Source organism: Acinetobacter sp. AR_0276, from assembly GCF_003000705.1.
Lineage (GTDB): Bacteria > Pseudomonadota > Gammaproteobacteria > Pseudomonadales > Moraxellaceae > Acinetobacter > Acinetobacter nosocomialis.
On sequence record NZ_PSQO01000004.1, the window covers coordinates 3,357,025 to 3,371,523 of the forward strand.

Annotated in this window: 14 protein-coding genes; 6 read left to right on the forward strand and 8 right to left on the reverse strand. The window is 40.2% G+C overall.

Translation table 11 applies throughout. The features are described from left to right. Window positions 1–241: 241 nt before the first annotated feature. Together CSB87_RS17040 and CSB87_RS17045 are read left to right on the forward strand one after the other, a co-directional pair. On the forward strand, window positions 242–826 hold the full coding sequence (locus CSB87_RS17040; protein ID WP_004887764.1) for a TetR/AcrR family transcriptional regulator: 585 nt from the start codon (window positions 242–244) through the stop codon (window positions 824–826). Between the two features lie 235 nt (window positions 827–1,061). Then, the gene (locus CSB87_RS17045; RefSeq protein ID WP_004887762.1) at window positions 1,062–2,402 is read left to right on the forward strand and encodes an aspartate aminotransferase family protein; all 1,341 of its coding nucleotides are present in this window, start codon (window positions 1,062–1,064) and stop codon (window positions 2,400–2,402) included. Between the two features lie 153 nt (window positions 2,403–2,555). On the opposite strand, the gene CSB87_RS17050 is transcribed toward CSB87_RS17045, so the two are convergent. The 3 genes from CSB87_RS17050 to CSB87_RS17060 all read right to left on the reverse strand — a co-directional run bounded on the left by CSB87_RS17050 (window position 2,556) and on the right by CSB87_RS17060 (window position 6,300). Beyond that, entirely contained in the window at window positions 2,556–3,590 is a 1,035-nt protein-coding gene (locus CSB87_RS17050) for an AraC family transcriptional regulator (protein ID WP_106105149.1), read from the reverse strand. Window positions 3,591–3,898: 308 nt separating this feature from the next. After that, entirely contained in the window at window positions 3,899–5,224 is a 1,326-nt protein-coding gene (locus CSB87_RS17055; protein WP_004887757.1) for a hypothetical protein, read from the reverse strand. Window positions 5,225–5,298: 74 nt separating this feature from the next. Further along, on the reverse strand, window positions 5,299–6,300 hold the full coding sequence (locus tag CSB87_RS17060; protein WP_004887756.1) for a phosphotransferase enzyme family protein: 1,002 nt from the start codon (window positions 6,298–6,300) through the stop codon (window positions 5,299–5,301). Between the two features lie 180 nt (window positions 6,301–6,480). Between CSB87_RS17060 and eat the strand changes: the two genes are divergently transcribed. Then, window positions 6,481–7,896, forward strand: a complete 1,416-nt coding sequence (eat, locus tag CSB87_RS17065) for an ethanolamine permease (protein WP_004887755.1) — start codon at window positions 6,481–6,483, stop codon at window positions 7,894–7,896. A 53-nt stretch (window positions 7,897–7,949) separates the two neighbouring features. Here the strand turns inward: eat and CSB87_RS17070 are convergent, their stop codons facing one another. Then, window positions 7,950–8,837, reverse strand: coding sequence for a LysR family transcriptional regulator (locus CSB87_RS17070; protein WP_004887754.1), 888 nt, complete (start codon window positions 8,835–8,837; stop codon window positions 7,950–7,952). A 106-nt stretch (window positions 8,838–8,943) separates the two neighbouring features. Here CSB87_RS17070 and CSB87_RS17075 point away from each other — a divergent pair, with 106 nt between their 5' ends. Both CSB87_RS17075 and CSB87_RS17080 read left to right on the forward strand, forming a co-directional pair. Beyond that, a complete protein-coding gene (locus CSB87_RS17075) occupies window positions 8,944–9,864 on the forward strand; it encodes an alpha/beta hydrolase (protein WP_004887753.1) in 921 nt (306 codons plus the stop codon). A 24-nt stretch (window positions 9,865–9,888) separates the two neighbouring features. Continuing rightward, window positions 9,889–10,803: an alpha/beta hydrolase gene (locus tag CSB87_RS17080; protein ID WP_004887752.1), complete on the forward strand. Its 915-nt coding sequence runs from the start codon at window positions 9,889–9,891 to the stop codon at window positions 10,801–10,803. Window positions 10,804–11,071: 268 nt separating this feature from the next. Here the strand turns inward: CSB87_RS17080 and CSB87_RS17085 are convergent, their stop codons facing one another. The 3 genes from CSB87_RS17085 to CSB87_RS17095 all read right to left on the reverse strand — a co-directional run bounded on the left by CSB87_RS17085 (window position 11,072) and on the right by CSB87_RS17095 (window position 12,900). After that, on the reverse strand, window positions 11,072–11,386 hold the full coding sequence (locus tag CSB87_RS17085; protein WP_228155270.1) for a hypothetical protein: 315 nt from the start codon (window positions 11,384–11,386) through the stop codon (window positions 11,072–11,074). A 35-nt stretch (window positions 11,387–11,421) separates the two neighbouring features. Beyond that, a complete protein-coding gene (locus CSB87_RS17090; RefSeq protein WP_004887750.1) occupies window positions 11,422–11,772 on the reverse strand; it encodes a hypothetical protein in 351 nt (116 codons plus the stop codon). 216 nt (window positions 11,773–11,988) lie between these two features. Further along, entirely contained in the window at window positions 11,989–12,900 is a 912-nt protein-coding gene (locus tag CSB87_RS17095) for a LysR substrate-binding domain-containing protein (RefSeq protein ID WP_004887749.1), read from the reverse strand. 98 nt (window positions 12,901–12,998) lie between these two features. On the opposite strand from CSB87_RS17095, the gene CSB87_RS17100 reads away from it, so the two are divergent. Continuing rightward, window positions 12,999–13,595 carry an NAD(P)H-dependent oxidoreductase gene (locus CSB87_RS17100; protein WP_004887748.1) on the forward strand — a complete coding sequence of 199 codons (597 nt, stop codon included), beginning with the start codon at window positions 12,999–13,001 and terminating at the stop codon, window positions 13,593–13,595. Between the two features lie 56 nt (window positions 13,596–13,651). Here CSB87_RS17100 and pobR read toward each other — a convergent pair whose 3' ends face one another. Then, on the reverse strand, window positions 13,652–14,467 hold the full coding sequence (pobR, locus tag CSB87_RS17105) for an IclR family transcriptional regulator PobR (RefSeq protein WP_004887747.1): 816 nt from the start codon (window positions 14,465–14,467) through the stop codon (window positions 13,652–13,654). Window positions 14,468–14,499: the final 32 nt, after the last annotated feature.

Here is a 14,499-nt window from a genome sequence, read left to right on the forward strand (position 1 = left end):
GCACATCCATTATTTCTTGGCTATCAATGCCAAAAGCTATAACGACACAGCTTAAAAATTAAAGCAGCTTGATTGCCTTTAGGGTTTTCAGGCTTAAAGTCATTTTTACTTAAAACTTAGCAACAACAAACTTGAGATGTGCCAAGCACCGTCTTACGGCTTTGCTGTGCCTTTTTTCTCCCAAAAGTGGCACAGGCTTTTTTCTCTTTTAGAAACAACAAGAATTTATAACGGAAAAATTATGCGAAATTTAGAAATCTCTTCCAAAAAATTACAGGTTATTCAAACTGCAATCCAACTCTTTACCACTCGCGGCTTTCACACCGTAGGTGTAGACCTGATTGCTAAACAATCCCAAATCACCAAATCTACGTTTTATAAATATTTTGGCTCAAAAGAACGCTTAGTTGAAATGTGCATCGCCTTTCAAAAAAGCCTGCTCAGAGAGAAAGTGCTCGCTATTATTTACTCAAGCCGTTATTACGCGTCAAAAGATAAACTCAAAGAAATTATTGTATTACATACTAATTTAAACAGCCTCTATAACCTTTTACTAAAAGCTATTTTTGAAATAAAACTACTTCACCCGCAGGCTTACCGTATGGCGGTTGAGTACCGAAAGTGGCTGCGCCATGAAATTTTTGACCTGATTTTTAGCGGAGAAATCCACGAGCCACAATTCGATGCCAACATGGTGGTAAACCTGATAGACGGTTTATTGCTACAAGTTTTAGGCTCGAACAGTTTGGATGAACGAGATGTGGTGTTGGATTGTTTTCTAAATTCTTTTGCTAGAAATTTTAGCCCACGATTACGGGAAGCATAAGCCCTAATGATAAATAGCGATTAGATGAGCTTTGAGCATTGCAATATCAGACCAATAAGTTGACTTCAAAACGTGGCTTAAGTGGTCTGAGGTCAAGTTTTTTTAAAGATACTTAAGCAATATGGTTTGCGTAACTTCAATCAAATACTGAAATATTTCGAATCAGCATATGAGTTGCCTAAGTGAGTCATCGTCTCGTGCAAAAGTATGCTGAATATAAATAGAGGAGTCATTCATGGGTACGCGTTCAACCATTATGGATACCAATAGCTTTCGTCCAGAACATGCTGCTGATCTGGACCATGCTACCCGCAAACTGACCGATAAAAGAAATAAAATTTTAGGTGAATCCTATCGCTTGTTTTATCGTAATCCCGTGCATCTGGTGAAAGGACAGGGGCAATATTTATGGGATGCAGCAGGTCATCAATATCTGGATGTTTACAACAACGTTGCCAGTATTGGTCATTGTCATCCTGCCGTGATTGAAGCGGTAAATGAGCAAATGAAAATGCTCAATACCCATACTCGCTATTTACATGAAAATATTTTGGATTATACCGAAGAACTTTTACAGACCACTCCCGATGAAATTGACCGTGCCATGTATATGTGTACTGGTTCGGAGGCGAATGATTTAGCGATTCGTATTGCACGTGAATATAGCGGCGGTACAGGAATCATTGTGTCTCAAGAGTCGTATCATGGAACCAGTAGCTTAACCTCAGGATGCTCTCCAGCGCTTGGAACTGAGCAACCTTTAGATGCTACAACTCGTCTAGTTCCGGCACCTGATTATTATCGAATTCAAACTGATGATTTAGGCACATGGTTTGCACAGCAGATCCAGCAACAAATTGACGATATGAACGCAAAAGGGATCAAGTTTGCAGGTTTTTTAGCGGACTCAATATTCTCTTCTGACGGTGTGATGCCTAATCCTGTTGGGTTCTTACAAAAAGCGGTTGATGTTGTGCATGCCAATGGCGGTATCTTTATTGCTGACGAAGTACAACCGGGTTTCGCACGCACTGGCGATTCGTTCTGGGGCTTTGGTCGACACAATGTTGTGCCTGATATCATTACCACAGGTAAACCAATGGGTAACGGAGTTCCAGTGTCAGGGCTTTTAGCCAAGAGTGAAGTTCTTGCTGCTTTTAGCGATAAAATTCCATATTTTAATACCTTTGGTGGTAATCCTGTTTCTATGGCAGCGGCACAGGCGGTACTTAAAGTCATTCAGGAAGAAGAATTACAAACCCATAGCAAATATGTGGGGGGGCTACTTCTAAAAGAACTCACTAAACTTATGGATAAACATGAGATGGTCGGTGATGTCCGTGGCGCTGGTCTATTTATAGGATTTGAACTGGTTAAAGATAGAGCCACAAAAGAGCCGAATAAAGCATTGGCTTTGAATCTTATTGAGGAACTCAGAAATACTCATCGAGTTTTAACCTCAGTTGCAGGTCCTTATGGCAACGTATTAAAACTGCGCCCACCTTTGGCTTTCCAAATAAAAGATATCGATTGGTTAGTCGGTGCTTTGGATCAAGCCTTAACAAAATTAAAGTAAGTCGCTTAAATATAAAACATACCCTTCAAGTTGGATGTTAAATCTAATTTGAGGGGTATTTTGTTGTTCAATTATTTTATTCGTCTTTAGAAGTTATCTCGAATTGCGTAAATAATAAAAAGGCCTTTATTCAAGGCCTGTATTTGCAAGGTTTTAGTGTCTTAATTGACGTGGTGTAACACCAAACCAGCGCTTAAATGCACGAGATAAAGCACTTACTTCTGAGTAACCTAGCAGGAATGCCATTTCTGAAATTGGAATATTTTTCTGTTTAATATAATGTTCAGCCAATTCACAACGGACCTGATCGACTAAATGGGTAAAGGTGAGTCCTTCATTTTTTAAACGGCGGGTAAGGGTGCAACTCGTTAAACCAATATCATGAGCGATTTTTTCAAGGTTTGGTTCACCTTCACTCAGTTCAAGTTGGATGTGAGAACGAACCTGATCTGCAAGACTTTGACTTTGAGAAGAGCGATTGAGTAACAACAGCGTATCTAAAATTACTGTTAATAAAATAGAATCACGCCCCGGCATAGTATGCTGGACGTCTTTTTTTGAAATGATGATGGAGTTAAAAGGCTGATCAAAATAAACAGGCGCGTTAAATAATTTACTATGTTCTTGCCAGAATTCAGGTCGAGTATGCTCAAAGTGAATCGCGCGAGGTGAATAATGAGGACCCATCACTTCACGAATCACATTCATAAACATGCCCATGGTCAGTTCTGCATCTTGGCGGCGAGTTAAAATTGCGCCGTGTTGAACCTGATAATCTATGCGCCAGCTATCTCCCAAATCGACCATTCGATTAAGGGTATCTTTCTGATGCAAATAAAAATTATTGGTCATGTTCATGAGTGCAGACTCTAATGTGTTTGAACAAAGACCAATGTACCCAATGAGCCCTAATGATTTCGGTTGAAACTGTTGACCATAATGCAGGCCAAAATTATCACAACCAGAAACCAGCGCTGCTTGTTCTAGCACCTTGCAATAATTGGGTAGTTGTAAGCTTAGAGTTGGGCTGATTAAAAGTTCAGGATTAATACCACAAATACCTAAAACGCGATCAACATCGGCACCTTTTTGACAAATAAACTCGCTTAATCCAGAGGCAGCTGCAGACAATACACCTTGATTACACATATTTGAGTCGACAAGATGAGCTGGGTTGAGATGTAACATGTCAAGTCTCATGATATTTATTCCTAACTATTCTTATATTAAGCAAAAGCCATACCAGTTTTTGCTTACGTCCATGATTTTGTGTTGTTAAAAGTTTTTATAAAATAATGACTTATGTGTTGCTGTTTTAAGTTTCAGGCTTGATTCTTTAAGAAGAGATCAAGAGTTGTATTTTAGGTTGGGTAGCGAACTAAAAGAAGGCAGAAAATGCATTAGAGATAGGCAAACAGGGCAGAACTAAAACAAGAAATTAAGCGGCTTCTCATGCATACAACATGTATTGTAGGCATGAGAAAATAAGTGAAATACTAATTTTTTGTAGTTTTCGCCGTTTGCGCACCATAACTTAAACTAGCCATTGAGGGTCTAAATTGACCTGTGTTGGCATCGCGGCCCTGTAGTAAGAACTTAGTATTGGCTTGACCGTAGCTCTGCACAGCTTGCTGAGAAAACTTGCCGATATCAGAACTTGGACTGCGCAATCGATTAATAATTAGTACCTTCTGAGTCGCCGCAAAATCTTGCATCATATTTTGATCGCCTTCACTGTCACCCGCGATAAAAATTGGCCCGTAACCATATTTAGAGACTAAAAAACGCTGGATGGTTGCAGTTTTGCCTTTACCTTGAGTTTGCGCATAGCCATGACGAAACTCGGGTAAAATTCGGTTTTGTGCATCTCGTTCCAACTCCATGGCATAGGCATTTTTTTCATTAATGTTATAGCCGATCTCTGGATTAGAAATAATTTCCTTAATCACATCAATAAAAGATGCCGAGCATACATAGACATCAATGCCATTGTCCTGAAAGGCCTTAAATAGATTTTGCATTTCACGGTATGGCCTTAAACCATTTTCCCAAGTGGTTTTCACAACGCCTGCTTGGCCCGAAAGTGCTACGGGAGAAGCCCATGCCACAGGTCCAATCGGTTGCTGCATTTGCCAAGCCACCGTTGCTTTTACCAAATTACGGACTTCTTGTTCGGTAAGCCCAGTAAATAAATAAGTGACCCATGGATATGCAACTTCATGATCAAAGGTGTCTCCAATTGCCGCATATAGATATCTCATTTTAGTAATGAAATCGAGATAATGCGGATCTTGTTTAATTTGATCCAGACTTTGCTTACCTTTGAGACCGCTATAGTGGTGATAAAGCCATGTGTAGCTCGCAATAATATCTGGGGCAATTTTATCAATATTGACGGCTTGGCCTTGCTGGTTATTGTAGGCCGCTTCAAAGTTTTGCGAGCTAATTCCTTTACGAATAATCTGATTAAGCTGTTCTGGCGTGACATTAAACGCTAAGTGTTCAAGCTGATAAATTAAAGTTGCTTCTTCGATGTCTAAAAATACCGAGGTATTGTCAAAGTCAGTGACAATATACGGGCGTTTTTCAGGGTTATAGTTCGGGCTATCTTTTCCATAGCTAGCAATTAATTGATTAAGTTGGTCAAAGTTAAAAGCGTCCCATTGACCTTTTTGAATATATTCCTTTTGGGGAATAGTGACTGCGGGAGATGTGCTTTGTAGAGGGTTGTAGTTACATGCGCTTAGAGCAATCATGCTTGCCAGACTACTGGTGAGTAATAGTGCTTTGGCAACTTTGCTCAGTTGATGGGTAGCTTGCATAAACCCTTCCTTTAAATTCTATAAAATTTAAAAACTAAAAATTGAAAATGAAGAAAAGCGATCTAAATCACTTTTCAAAGTCCGACAGGCATTTGTCCGTTTAGATATTTTTTGCAGAGACGCACAGTTTCATTGGACCATTGGTCTCCAAGACTTTGAGCCATTTCTGTTTGTGCGTGAGAACCATTCCAAGCCATCATTTGAATGCGGCGTTGCATAATAAAAGTCGGGATCATTTCATATTCTTCAGACTGAATATGACCTACGCGCTCGTAGCCTTTTAACCAGTAATCAACCCAATGAGGTGCATTTGCATAGTGTTCATTGAAGCTAATCGCAGCAGCAAGGTCATGCATAAACCAGCTCATTCCGCAGTCATCAAAATCGATCACGCCGATACGTTCTTGTTGTAGTAATAGATTGGTTAAACGCAAATCGGCATGAATCAGGCCATAGCGTTCTTGGGTTTTGCCAAAGAAATTTAAATCTTTCGAAATCTGTGTAATGGCTTCTTCAATCACGCCGTGATCTTGTGGTCTTAAATGAGGGGCATTTTTCCAATTTCCCCAGTGTCCATCTGCACCGACCATGGTTTCATGATTCCACACAATACGTTGAAAGTTTTCAGGCGCTTGCCATGTCTTACTATGTACGTGCAACTTTGCGGTAATTTGTCCTAATTGCTCAAATGCAGTGGGGTCAACTTCAACAGTCGGCATATCGCCCTCAACCCAGTTGAAAAGTACCGCATAACGATAAATATCATTCGATAGCTTTAAAGTGATGACGCGCTCACCCGATTGATCTGCAATCGCAACAGGAACTTGGATTCCACTCGCATTTAAAGCATCTAACCATTCAAGCTCACTTTGTATATCGAGTTTGCTGTGATAGTTCGGACGGTGAATTCGAAGTGCATATCGGGCAGATCCAGTCGAAACTTGATAGGTTGCATTTTCAGACTGACACAGTAGTTTGACCTGTCCTTGATAGTCTGATGGATATTGCTTAATTGCTTGTTCTGCCAGTATTTGTAATTGAACTTGGCTTAAAAATTCATTTTGTTCTACAGACATAACCCATCTCCTCAATTTAATTTTTAAACACGTTTCGTGTTGAGATGCCGTCGATCTTATAAAAGAAAAAATGAATCAACTTGACTTCAAGTGGTCGGGGAGATGTTTTGCTGTCAAGTTTTATGAATATCTTTTGCGCAACTATTGGTGGTGTAAATTTAGTCGATAAGGCATACGACAATGAAAGAGTCAGAATTAAGCGTAGATGTTGGTGCTTTACAACAGGACGCAGAGTATTTTGCAAAACGTCAGTTAAAAAAGGGGGCAGTAGGTTGGTTACTTTTAGTGGGGTTGGGTGTTTCTTACGTCATTTCGGGTGACTTTGCAGGTTGGAATTTTGGACTGGCACAAGGCGGCTGGGGGGGACTCTTTATTGCAACAGTCATCGTCGCGTTTATGTATCTTTGCATGAGCTTTGTGATGTCTGAGATGTCAACAATGTTGCCCACTGCTGGTGGTGGCTATAGTTTTGCCCGCGTTGCATTTGGTCCTTTTGGAGGCTACCTCACAGGAACTGCGATTTTAATTGAATATGCAATTGCACCTGCTGCCATTGCCGTATTTATTGGGTCATATTGCCAATCACTCTTTGGAGTTGGCGGCTGGGCTGTTTATTTAATTTGCTATTTAGTTTTTATGGGTATTCATCTGAAAGGTGCAGGTGAAGCGCTGAAAATCATGTTTGGAATTACCGCCGTTGCTTCTATTGCACTGGTTGTATTCATTGTTGCGATGCTTCCACATTTTGACAGTGCTCGTTTGTTTGATATTCCAGTCAGTTCTCATGCAGGTGCGAGTCGCTTTTTACCGTTTGGCTATATGGGAATATGGGCCGCAGTACCTTATGCAATCTGGTTTTTTCTTGCAGTTGAAGGAGTGCCACTGGCAGCCGAAGAAGCAAAAGATCCAGTACGTTCATTGCCACGAGGCTTGATTGGTTCAATGCTGATATTGGCATCGTTTGCACTTCTAATATTATTTTTAGGAGCAGGCGCAGCGGGTTCAAATGCATTAAAAAATTCGGGAGCACCTTTAGTTGATGCGCTCATTGCGGTGTATGGTCAGCACACATGGTTGGCAAGCTTTGTTAACTTTGTAGGTCTTGCTGGACTTGTCGCAAGTTTCTTCTCAATTATTTATGCATATTCACGTCAGATCTTTGCATTGTCACGTGCGGGATATTTACCAAAAAACTTATCGCTTACCAATGAAAATAAAGCGCCATATTGGGCCATTATTATTCCGGGCATTATTGGCTTTTTACTCTCTTTAACAGGTGAGGGTGACCTGCTCATTTTAATGGCAGTATTCGGCGCAACCATTTCTTATGTGTTGATGATGCTCTCACATATCAAATTACGTTTGTCTCGCCCTGAATTACCACGCCCTTATAAAACGCCTGGAGGAATATGGACGTCTTGTATCGCCTTGATTCTTGCTGCTGTTGCTGTAGTGGCAGGGTTAATGGTGAATCCAAAAGTTTGGTTATTGGCCGCGCTGATTTATGTCGGATTTATACTTTATTACTTGTTATATAGCCGTCACCATTTAGTGAAAGGTACGCCTGAACAAGAGTTCGCCATGATTGATGACTGAGTTTGAGTGCATTAAAAATAAAGAGGCTTCGGCCTCTTTTTAGCTTTTATAAGTTATATCTCACTCAACGTATCTTTAACAATTTTAAAGGCAGGGGACATTAAGCGACGGCTCGTATAAAACAAATAAAAAGGTGGCAAGGTAACAGCGTGTTGGTCTAATAAACTTACTAATTTTTTTTCTTCTAAAGCTGGTTTCACTAGAAAGTAGGGCAAATAAGCTACTGCGCAACCATCAAGTACAGCATCAAGCATTTCATCTAAACTGGTCATGACCAGTTGAACGGGGCCTCTAAAAAATACACTTTTATTTTTATCTTTAAACTCCCATGCCATTAAAGAGTTATCAGTTAAAAGACGGATATAAATACCTTTGTGCTTTTTTAGATCGTCTACAGATTGTGGTGTTCCGTACTTTTCTAAATATTCAGGTGAAGCGACCAATCGGAAGGGAATTTCTTTACTAATCGGAACCGCAATTAAATCTTTTTCTACCAAGTTTCCAACACGTACTCCAGCATCATATCCTTCTTTTGCAATATCAATTCGTCTGTTTTCTGAAGTCAGTTCCAAAGATATATCGGGATATTGTTTTACAAGCTTTTTAAGCTTTGGCCATAAATAATACTTAATGGTAAATGCATCGGCAGAAATACGCACATGACCACTTGGCAGGTCTTTCATCGAGCTAATTTGTTCTATGCCTAAGTCAATATTTTCAATGTTTTGACCGACGAGCTCTATAAGGCGCGAACCTGCTTCTGTAAGGGTGAGACTACGGGTAGAACGGTTTAATAGCTTTATCCCTAATTGTGCTTCAAGATTATTAATACTCTGGCTTACAGCCGATTGGGTCACGCCCATATATGCCGCAGCTTTCGTAAAATTTTTAGTTTTTACTACTTCAGAAAATGTTTTTAAATCATTCAGATTAATTTTCATGATTCATAAGTTCTACTAATAGTTACGATCAGATTATAGCATTTAATCAGAATAATATTTGCTTGTTACTATGTTTTTCATGAAGTTCAACACAGGTGAGTCAACAATGAAAAACGTAAAAATTAAAGCACCTTATTGGGAAATCGCAGCAAATCTCTATTTCCCAGAAAATTTTGATGAAAGTATTCAATACCCAGCAATTATTAGTGGACACCCAATCGGAAGCTGTAAAGAACAAACCTCTGGAAATGTATATGGTGCAGCATTAGCAAAAGCTGGCTTTATTGTGATTGCATTTGATGCAAGTTTTCAGGGTGAAAGTGGCGGTGAACCACGTTCAATAGAAAATCCGGTACTTCGTGTAGAAGACTTCCGTTTAGTGACGGATTATTTGATGACGCTGAACTATGTCGATGAAAACCGAATTGGCGTATTAGGAATTTGCGGGGGCGGTGGTTACGCACTCAATGTTGCAATGACCGAAAAACGGATTAAGGCGGTTGCTACAGTAGACGCTATAAATTTTGGTCGCTTGTCGAGAGAAGGCTTTAGCAACTGGAATCCTTTAGAGAAACTAGAGCTTATTGCAAAACAACGTACTGCCGAAGCTCGCGGAGAAACAAGAAGAATCGATGATTTGCTGCCAAGTTCTGTTGAAGAAGCCAAATCGGCTGGAATAACAGATATTGATGTACTAGAAGCAACAGACTATTACAAAACCGATCGTGGCTATCAACCAAATGGTGTTGCTAAAACATTATTTTCACATTCGGCTGTGGCAATTGGTTGGGATGCATTTCACTTAGCTGAAGTATTACTTACACAGCCTTTATTGCTGATTACAGGTGATAAGGTCGGTGGTTTTGGTTCATATCGAGACAGTTTGGAAATCTATGGTCGAGCACGTTCACAAAATAAAGAGCTTGTGATTGTAGAAGGTTGGTCTCACTACGATTTATATGACAAGCCTGAACCCGTGGCACAAGCATTAGCAAAACTCATCCCATTTTTTCAAAAAAATATCTAAGTTAAGCCTATAAAGGAGCTAGCCATGAATACAGTTAAATTTCAAAATTCAAATGGTCAAGATATTACTATTGCAGCAAATATTCACTATCCATCAAACTTTGATGAAACACAAAAGTACGTAGCAATTGTTGTTGCTCATCCGGGTGGAGGCGTAAAAGAGCAGACCGCAGGTTTGTATGCGTCCAAGCTCGCTGAACAAGGTTTTATTGCAATTGCATTTGATGCAAGTTTTCAGGGCGAAAGTACAGGTTTACCTCGCCAGTTAGAAAATCCTTACATTCGTACAGAAGACATTAGTGCCGTGATTGATTACTTAACCACCTTAAGTTATGTCGATCAAAACCGTATTGGGGCAATGGGTATTTGTGCGGGCGGTGGATATGCCGCAAATGCAGCAATCAATGACCGCCGTATTAAAGCAGTAGGTACGGTAAGTGCAGTGAATATTGGTTCAATGTTCAGAAATGGTTGGGAAAACACAGTTAAAGATGCAGATGCTATTCCATATATCCAAGCGGGTTCAGATGCGCGTACAGCAGATGCAAATAGTGGAAATGTTGCAACCATTCCGCTTGCACCTTTAAAAGAAGAAGATGCACCGAATGAAGAGCTTCGTCAGGCGTGGGAATATTACCATACGCCAAGAGCTGAGCACCCTAACTCACCAGGGGTTGCAACAGCCCGTAGCTTAACTCAAATTATTACTTACGATGCTTATAACAAAGCTGAAGCTTTCTTAACTCAACCATTAATTGCAATTGCTGGAAGTGTTGCATGTAGTAAATGGATGAGTGAAGACCTAATTCAGCGTGCTGCAAGTCAGGATAAAACTTTACATATTATTGAAGGTTCAAACCACATGGAGTTATATGACATTCCTAAATATGTAAATGAAGCTTCGAACGTACTTGCTGATTTCTTTAAAATGAAATTATAAAATTAACATTATTTATTTAATAGAAGCCCGTTAATGGGCTTTTATTATTTAAACAGGAAAAGTTGTTGGAGCGTTTTCTAAAAGTTTTGGTTTGCGTAAGTAGCCATTGCGACAAGTTAATGCGTATATGGCAACTTTGGGGTAAAGCGATAGGCATCTATGGTTGCAGCCAAGTGCTAATTAATTACAGAGCCGCCACATGGGTTCATTTTTACCACTGCTACAGAGAGTAAGAAGGTGTAGGCGTTAACGGGGCGGCTTAAGGGAATTAAGGATTGATCTTGCCACGTCGTGCATCCACGACATAATTGCCATCCACACAATTAATTGATATCAGATTACCACTCTCATCAACATAGTCAGCATTTAAAACCGAACTACATGGATGTTGTTGCAGTCTCAGCGCACTAGCCACAGCCTCTAATATTTCGGTCTGAGTTGCAGCACGCTCGGTTGGCATCTTTGGCATTTCAGCTATTTGATTGGCATTAAAATAAACATTTTGCGTAAAACCGAGTAATTGACCAAGTAAGGCTTGAGACAATTCTTGTTGGGTCTGCGCATTAACATTGCTCCTCAGCATTGCTGAAACAAACCCAAATAGGCAAATGCGTGATTTCATTTACCTTTAACCTCACCTGTTAGAGGCAATACTTGATAGCTTTCCCCGCCAGCACACTTCACCGATATTTTTGAACCATTGGCATCTAGTGCACGAGCGTCAACCACACTATTGCAGTTTTTACCACGAACTCGAACACCAGCCGCCACACCATTATAAAGTTCAGCTTTCGTCAACGGATGTCCTTTAGGAAATTGAGGCATATCCGCTGCTTTTTTTATACCTGTAAATGCATTGTATACAAAAGCTCTCAAGCCCAAGTGAGTTGCATCCATAGGGGCTTCCTCGGCGTGAGCAGCAGAGACCAATAACAAACCTGTAAGCAATGCGATAACGTTATATTTCATATAAGTAATTCTTGTAAAGTGAGTCGAGCGAATACTCACATAAACGTTTTTTAGTGTCAAGAAAGTTGACCGTTGCTTTATTATTTTTCTTCTAATAAAAGAATAACTTAACAGTTATCTTAAGTGCGCTGCATAGTGAAGAGGTACGGTTGAAAATTTGATTGAGAAGACGAGGCTTATTAAAGCTTAATTCCTTATGTTAAGGCCTCTTTTATTTTAAGCTTGTTTGTTCAGTTCAGACGGTAAATGCTGCGCTAAATAATCAATTGCAAGACGGGTTTTGAGTGGCATAAAGGGTAGCGTAGGCCACACCAAATGAATCGGAAAAGCAATGCTCGACATGGTTTCTAATACTTGTACGAGCGTACCGTCCTGTAATTCATTTTGAATGAGCCAATCGGGTAGCCAAGCGATACCTCCTCCAGCAAGCGCTGCATTTTTAATGGCTTGTAAGTCATTTAAAAGAAGTTTTGCTTTGGGCTTAATAAATAAAGGCTCGCTATTTTCCTTTTGAAGTTGCCACTTTTTTATTTGACCAAAATGCGGATCGGCAATTGTGGTGTGGATGTCTAAGTCTTCAATATGTTCTAGGGAACCTGCTTTATTTAAATAGTCAGGTGAGGCGCAAAGTAGCATTCGATGCTGACCAATCGGTTTGGCAACGAGCTGAGTGGTATCAGGCAGTGCCCCGATTCTTATACACAAATCAAAACCTTCTTCGACCAAGTCTACAGTTCGATCATTAAATGAAATTTCTAACTGTAAGTCCGCATGTTGCTGAGCAAATTTAACAATGAGCGGGGCAGCAAAGAGTTGCCCAAAAAGTACAGGCACAGACATTCTTAATCGACCAGTTGCATTAATTTTCCCTTGGTCTAATAAAGCCGCTGCATTTTGTATTTCACTTAACGCTCGGCGGCTATGTTCATAAAACAAAGCACCTTCGTCAGTCATGCTGAGTGAACGTGTTGTTCTTTTAAATAGAACTACACCAAGCTGTTCTTCAAGCCGAGCAATATTTTTACTTATGGCTGAGCGAGTTAAATGTAATTGCTCGGCAGCCTTTACAAAACTTCCAGCTTCAACCACAGTCACAAATATAGATATTGCACTTAGTTCATGTTGCATGATTGTTGCCTAAAAGGAACCAATGACAAGAAATAATATCACCACTGTTGAATTTATTGTGGGGTTACTATGGCTTCATCAAAAATATGGAGACAGTCATGGCTAAAATATTGGTATTAAAATCCAGCATTATGGGTGAGGGTTCACAAACCAATCGCTTAATTGATGTAATGCTTGAACACCGTAAAGATCAAGGTTTGCAAGATGACATCACCATACGCAATTTAGCTGAAATGAACCTGCCTGTATTAGATCTGGAAATTTTTCAGGCGCTGCGTGGTGCGGAAAATAACAATCAAGACATTCAGCAAATCGTTGCTTTATCTGATGAATTAATTGCTGAGTTAAAAAGTGCTGATTTATTGGTGATAGGCGCACCAATGTACAACTTAAATGTGCCTACTCAACTCAAAAACTGGTTTGATTTAGTGGCACGAGCAAGACAAACATTCCGCTACACCGAAACTTACCCGCAAGGTTTGGTTGAAGGGGTAAAAGCGGTGGTGGTAAGCAGTCGGGGCGGCATTCATGTTGGCCAAGAAACTGAGGCAGTCACGCCTTATCTCAAGGCAGTGTTAGGGTTAATGGGCATTCATGATGTTGAATTTATTTATGCAGAAGGCTTAGACATGCAAGCTTATCGCAGCAATGCATTAGATCTGGCAAGCCAGCAAGTTAAAGAATTCACTATTTAAAATTATGGGTTGAAACTCTTGTACCTCTAATTGATAACAAGAGTTTCTAAGTCTATTTAAATCACATTTCTCAGTTCATTTGCCGTGTTGCGCAGCAATGGCAAAATTTGCTGAACCAAATAATCTTCTTGTACACGGTTAGTTTGAGACATGCAGTTAAGCGCTGCTATGGCTTGACCTTGGGCGTTAAATACGGGCACTGCAATCGCAATTACGCCAAGCTCATGTTCTTCTTTGGAAAGACAATAATCCGATAATGAAATACCCTTAAGCACTTCAAAAAACTTTGATTCATCTACTATGGTAAATGGTGTTAAGCGCTTTAAACCGTAAGTTTTTACCCACGTATGTTGAGCTTCTTCGGGTAGTGCTGCCAGCAATACTTTACCCGTAGAAGTGGCATGGGCAGGGAGTCGGTTTCCTAAATGCATACCATAAGGGCTGACACGTAAATTATCTTGCTGTGGTAAATAACTACGGGCAATCGGCACCACTTCGTTATCGTCTAACACCACAATTGAAAAAGTAAGAGATGTCTGTGCACACAAAAGATTTAAAAATGATTGAGCAACTTTAGGCAAGTGGGCAGAGCTTAGATAAGAACTCGAAAAGCGCAGCACGCGATGAGTAAGCCAAAAGTAATGTTCATCGGTTTCTAAATAGCCTAAGTATTTTAAAGTTTTTAGGTAACGCCTTGCCGCTGTACGGCTAATACCGGTTCGCTCGGCTACTTGAGTGACATTAAGCCGTTGCCGATCTGTTCCAAAAGCTTCCAGTAAAGCCAAACCTTTTGCTAACCCTGCAATGTAGTCATCTTGACGTATTTTCTCATGCGAGTTCGGGTGCTCTAGAAAAGCATCGAGAGAAGGCATCCTTTCATTCCTGTTATTTTGATTGTTTCTGT

Bases quoted from the DNA above. Each gene is read 5' to 3' on its own strand.
- CSB87_RS17075 (WP_004887753.1), top strand. From the start codon at position 8,944: ATGAAAAACGTAAAAATTAAAGCACCTTATTGGGAAATCGCAGCAAAT.
- CSB87_RS17085 (WP_228155270.1), bottom strand. From the start codon at position 11,386: ATGCTGAGGAGCAATGTTAATGCGCAGACCCAACAAGAATTGTCTCAA.
- CSB87_RS17040 (WP_004887764.1), top strand. From the start codon at position 242: ATGCGAAATTTAGAAATCTCTTCCAAAAAATTACAGGTTATTCAAACT.
- CSB87_RS17060 (WP_004887756.1), bottom strand. From the start codon at position 6,300: ATGTCTGTAGAACAAAATGAATTTTTAAGCCAAGTTCAATTACAAATA.
- CSB87_RS17080 (WP_004887752.1), top strand. From the start codon at position 9,889: ATGAATACAGTTAAATTTCAAAATTCAAATGGTCAAGATATTACTATT.
- CSB87_RS17100 (WP_004887748.1), top strand. From the start codon at position 12,999: ATGGCTAAAATATTGGTATTAAAATCCAGCATTATGGGTGAGGGTTCA.
- CSB87_RS17045 (WP_004887762.1), top strand. From the start codon at position 1,062: ATGGGTACGCGTTCAACCATTATGGATACCAATAGCTTTCGTCCAGAA.
- CSB87_RS17070 (WP_004887754.1), bottom strand. From the start codon at position 8,837: ATGAAAATTAATCTGAATGATTTAAAAACATTTTCTGAAGTAGTAAAA.
- CSB87_RS17050 (WP_106105149.1), bottom strand. From the start codon at position 3,590: ATGTTACATCTCAACCCAGCTCATCTTGTCGACTCAAATATGTGTAAT.
- CSB87_RS17095 (WP_004887749.1), bottom strand. From the start codon at position 12,900: ATGCAACATGAACTAAGTGCAATATCTATATTTGTGACTGTGGTTGAA.
- eat (WP_004887755.1), top strand. From the start codon at position 6,481: ATGAAAGAGTCAGAATTAAGCGTAGATGTTGGTGCTTTACAACAGGAC.
- CSB87_RS17055 (WP_004887757.1), bottom strand. From the start codon at position 5,224: ATGCAAGCTACCCATCAACTGAGCAAAGTTGCCAAAGCACTATTACTC.
- CSB87_RS17090 (WP_004887750.1), bottom strand. From the start codon at position 11,772: ATGAAATATAACGTTATCGCATTGCTTACAGGTTTGTTATTGGTCTCT.
- pobR (WP_004887747.1), bottom strand. From the start codon at position 14,467: ATGCCTTCTCTCGATGCTTTTCTAGAGCACCCGAACTCGCATGAGAAA.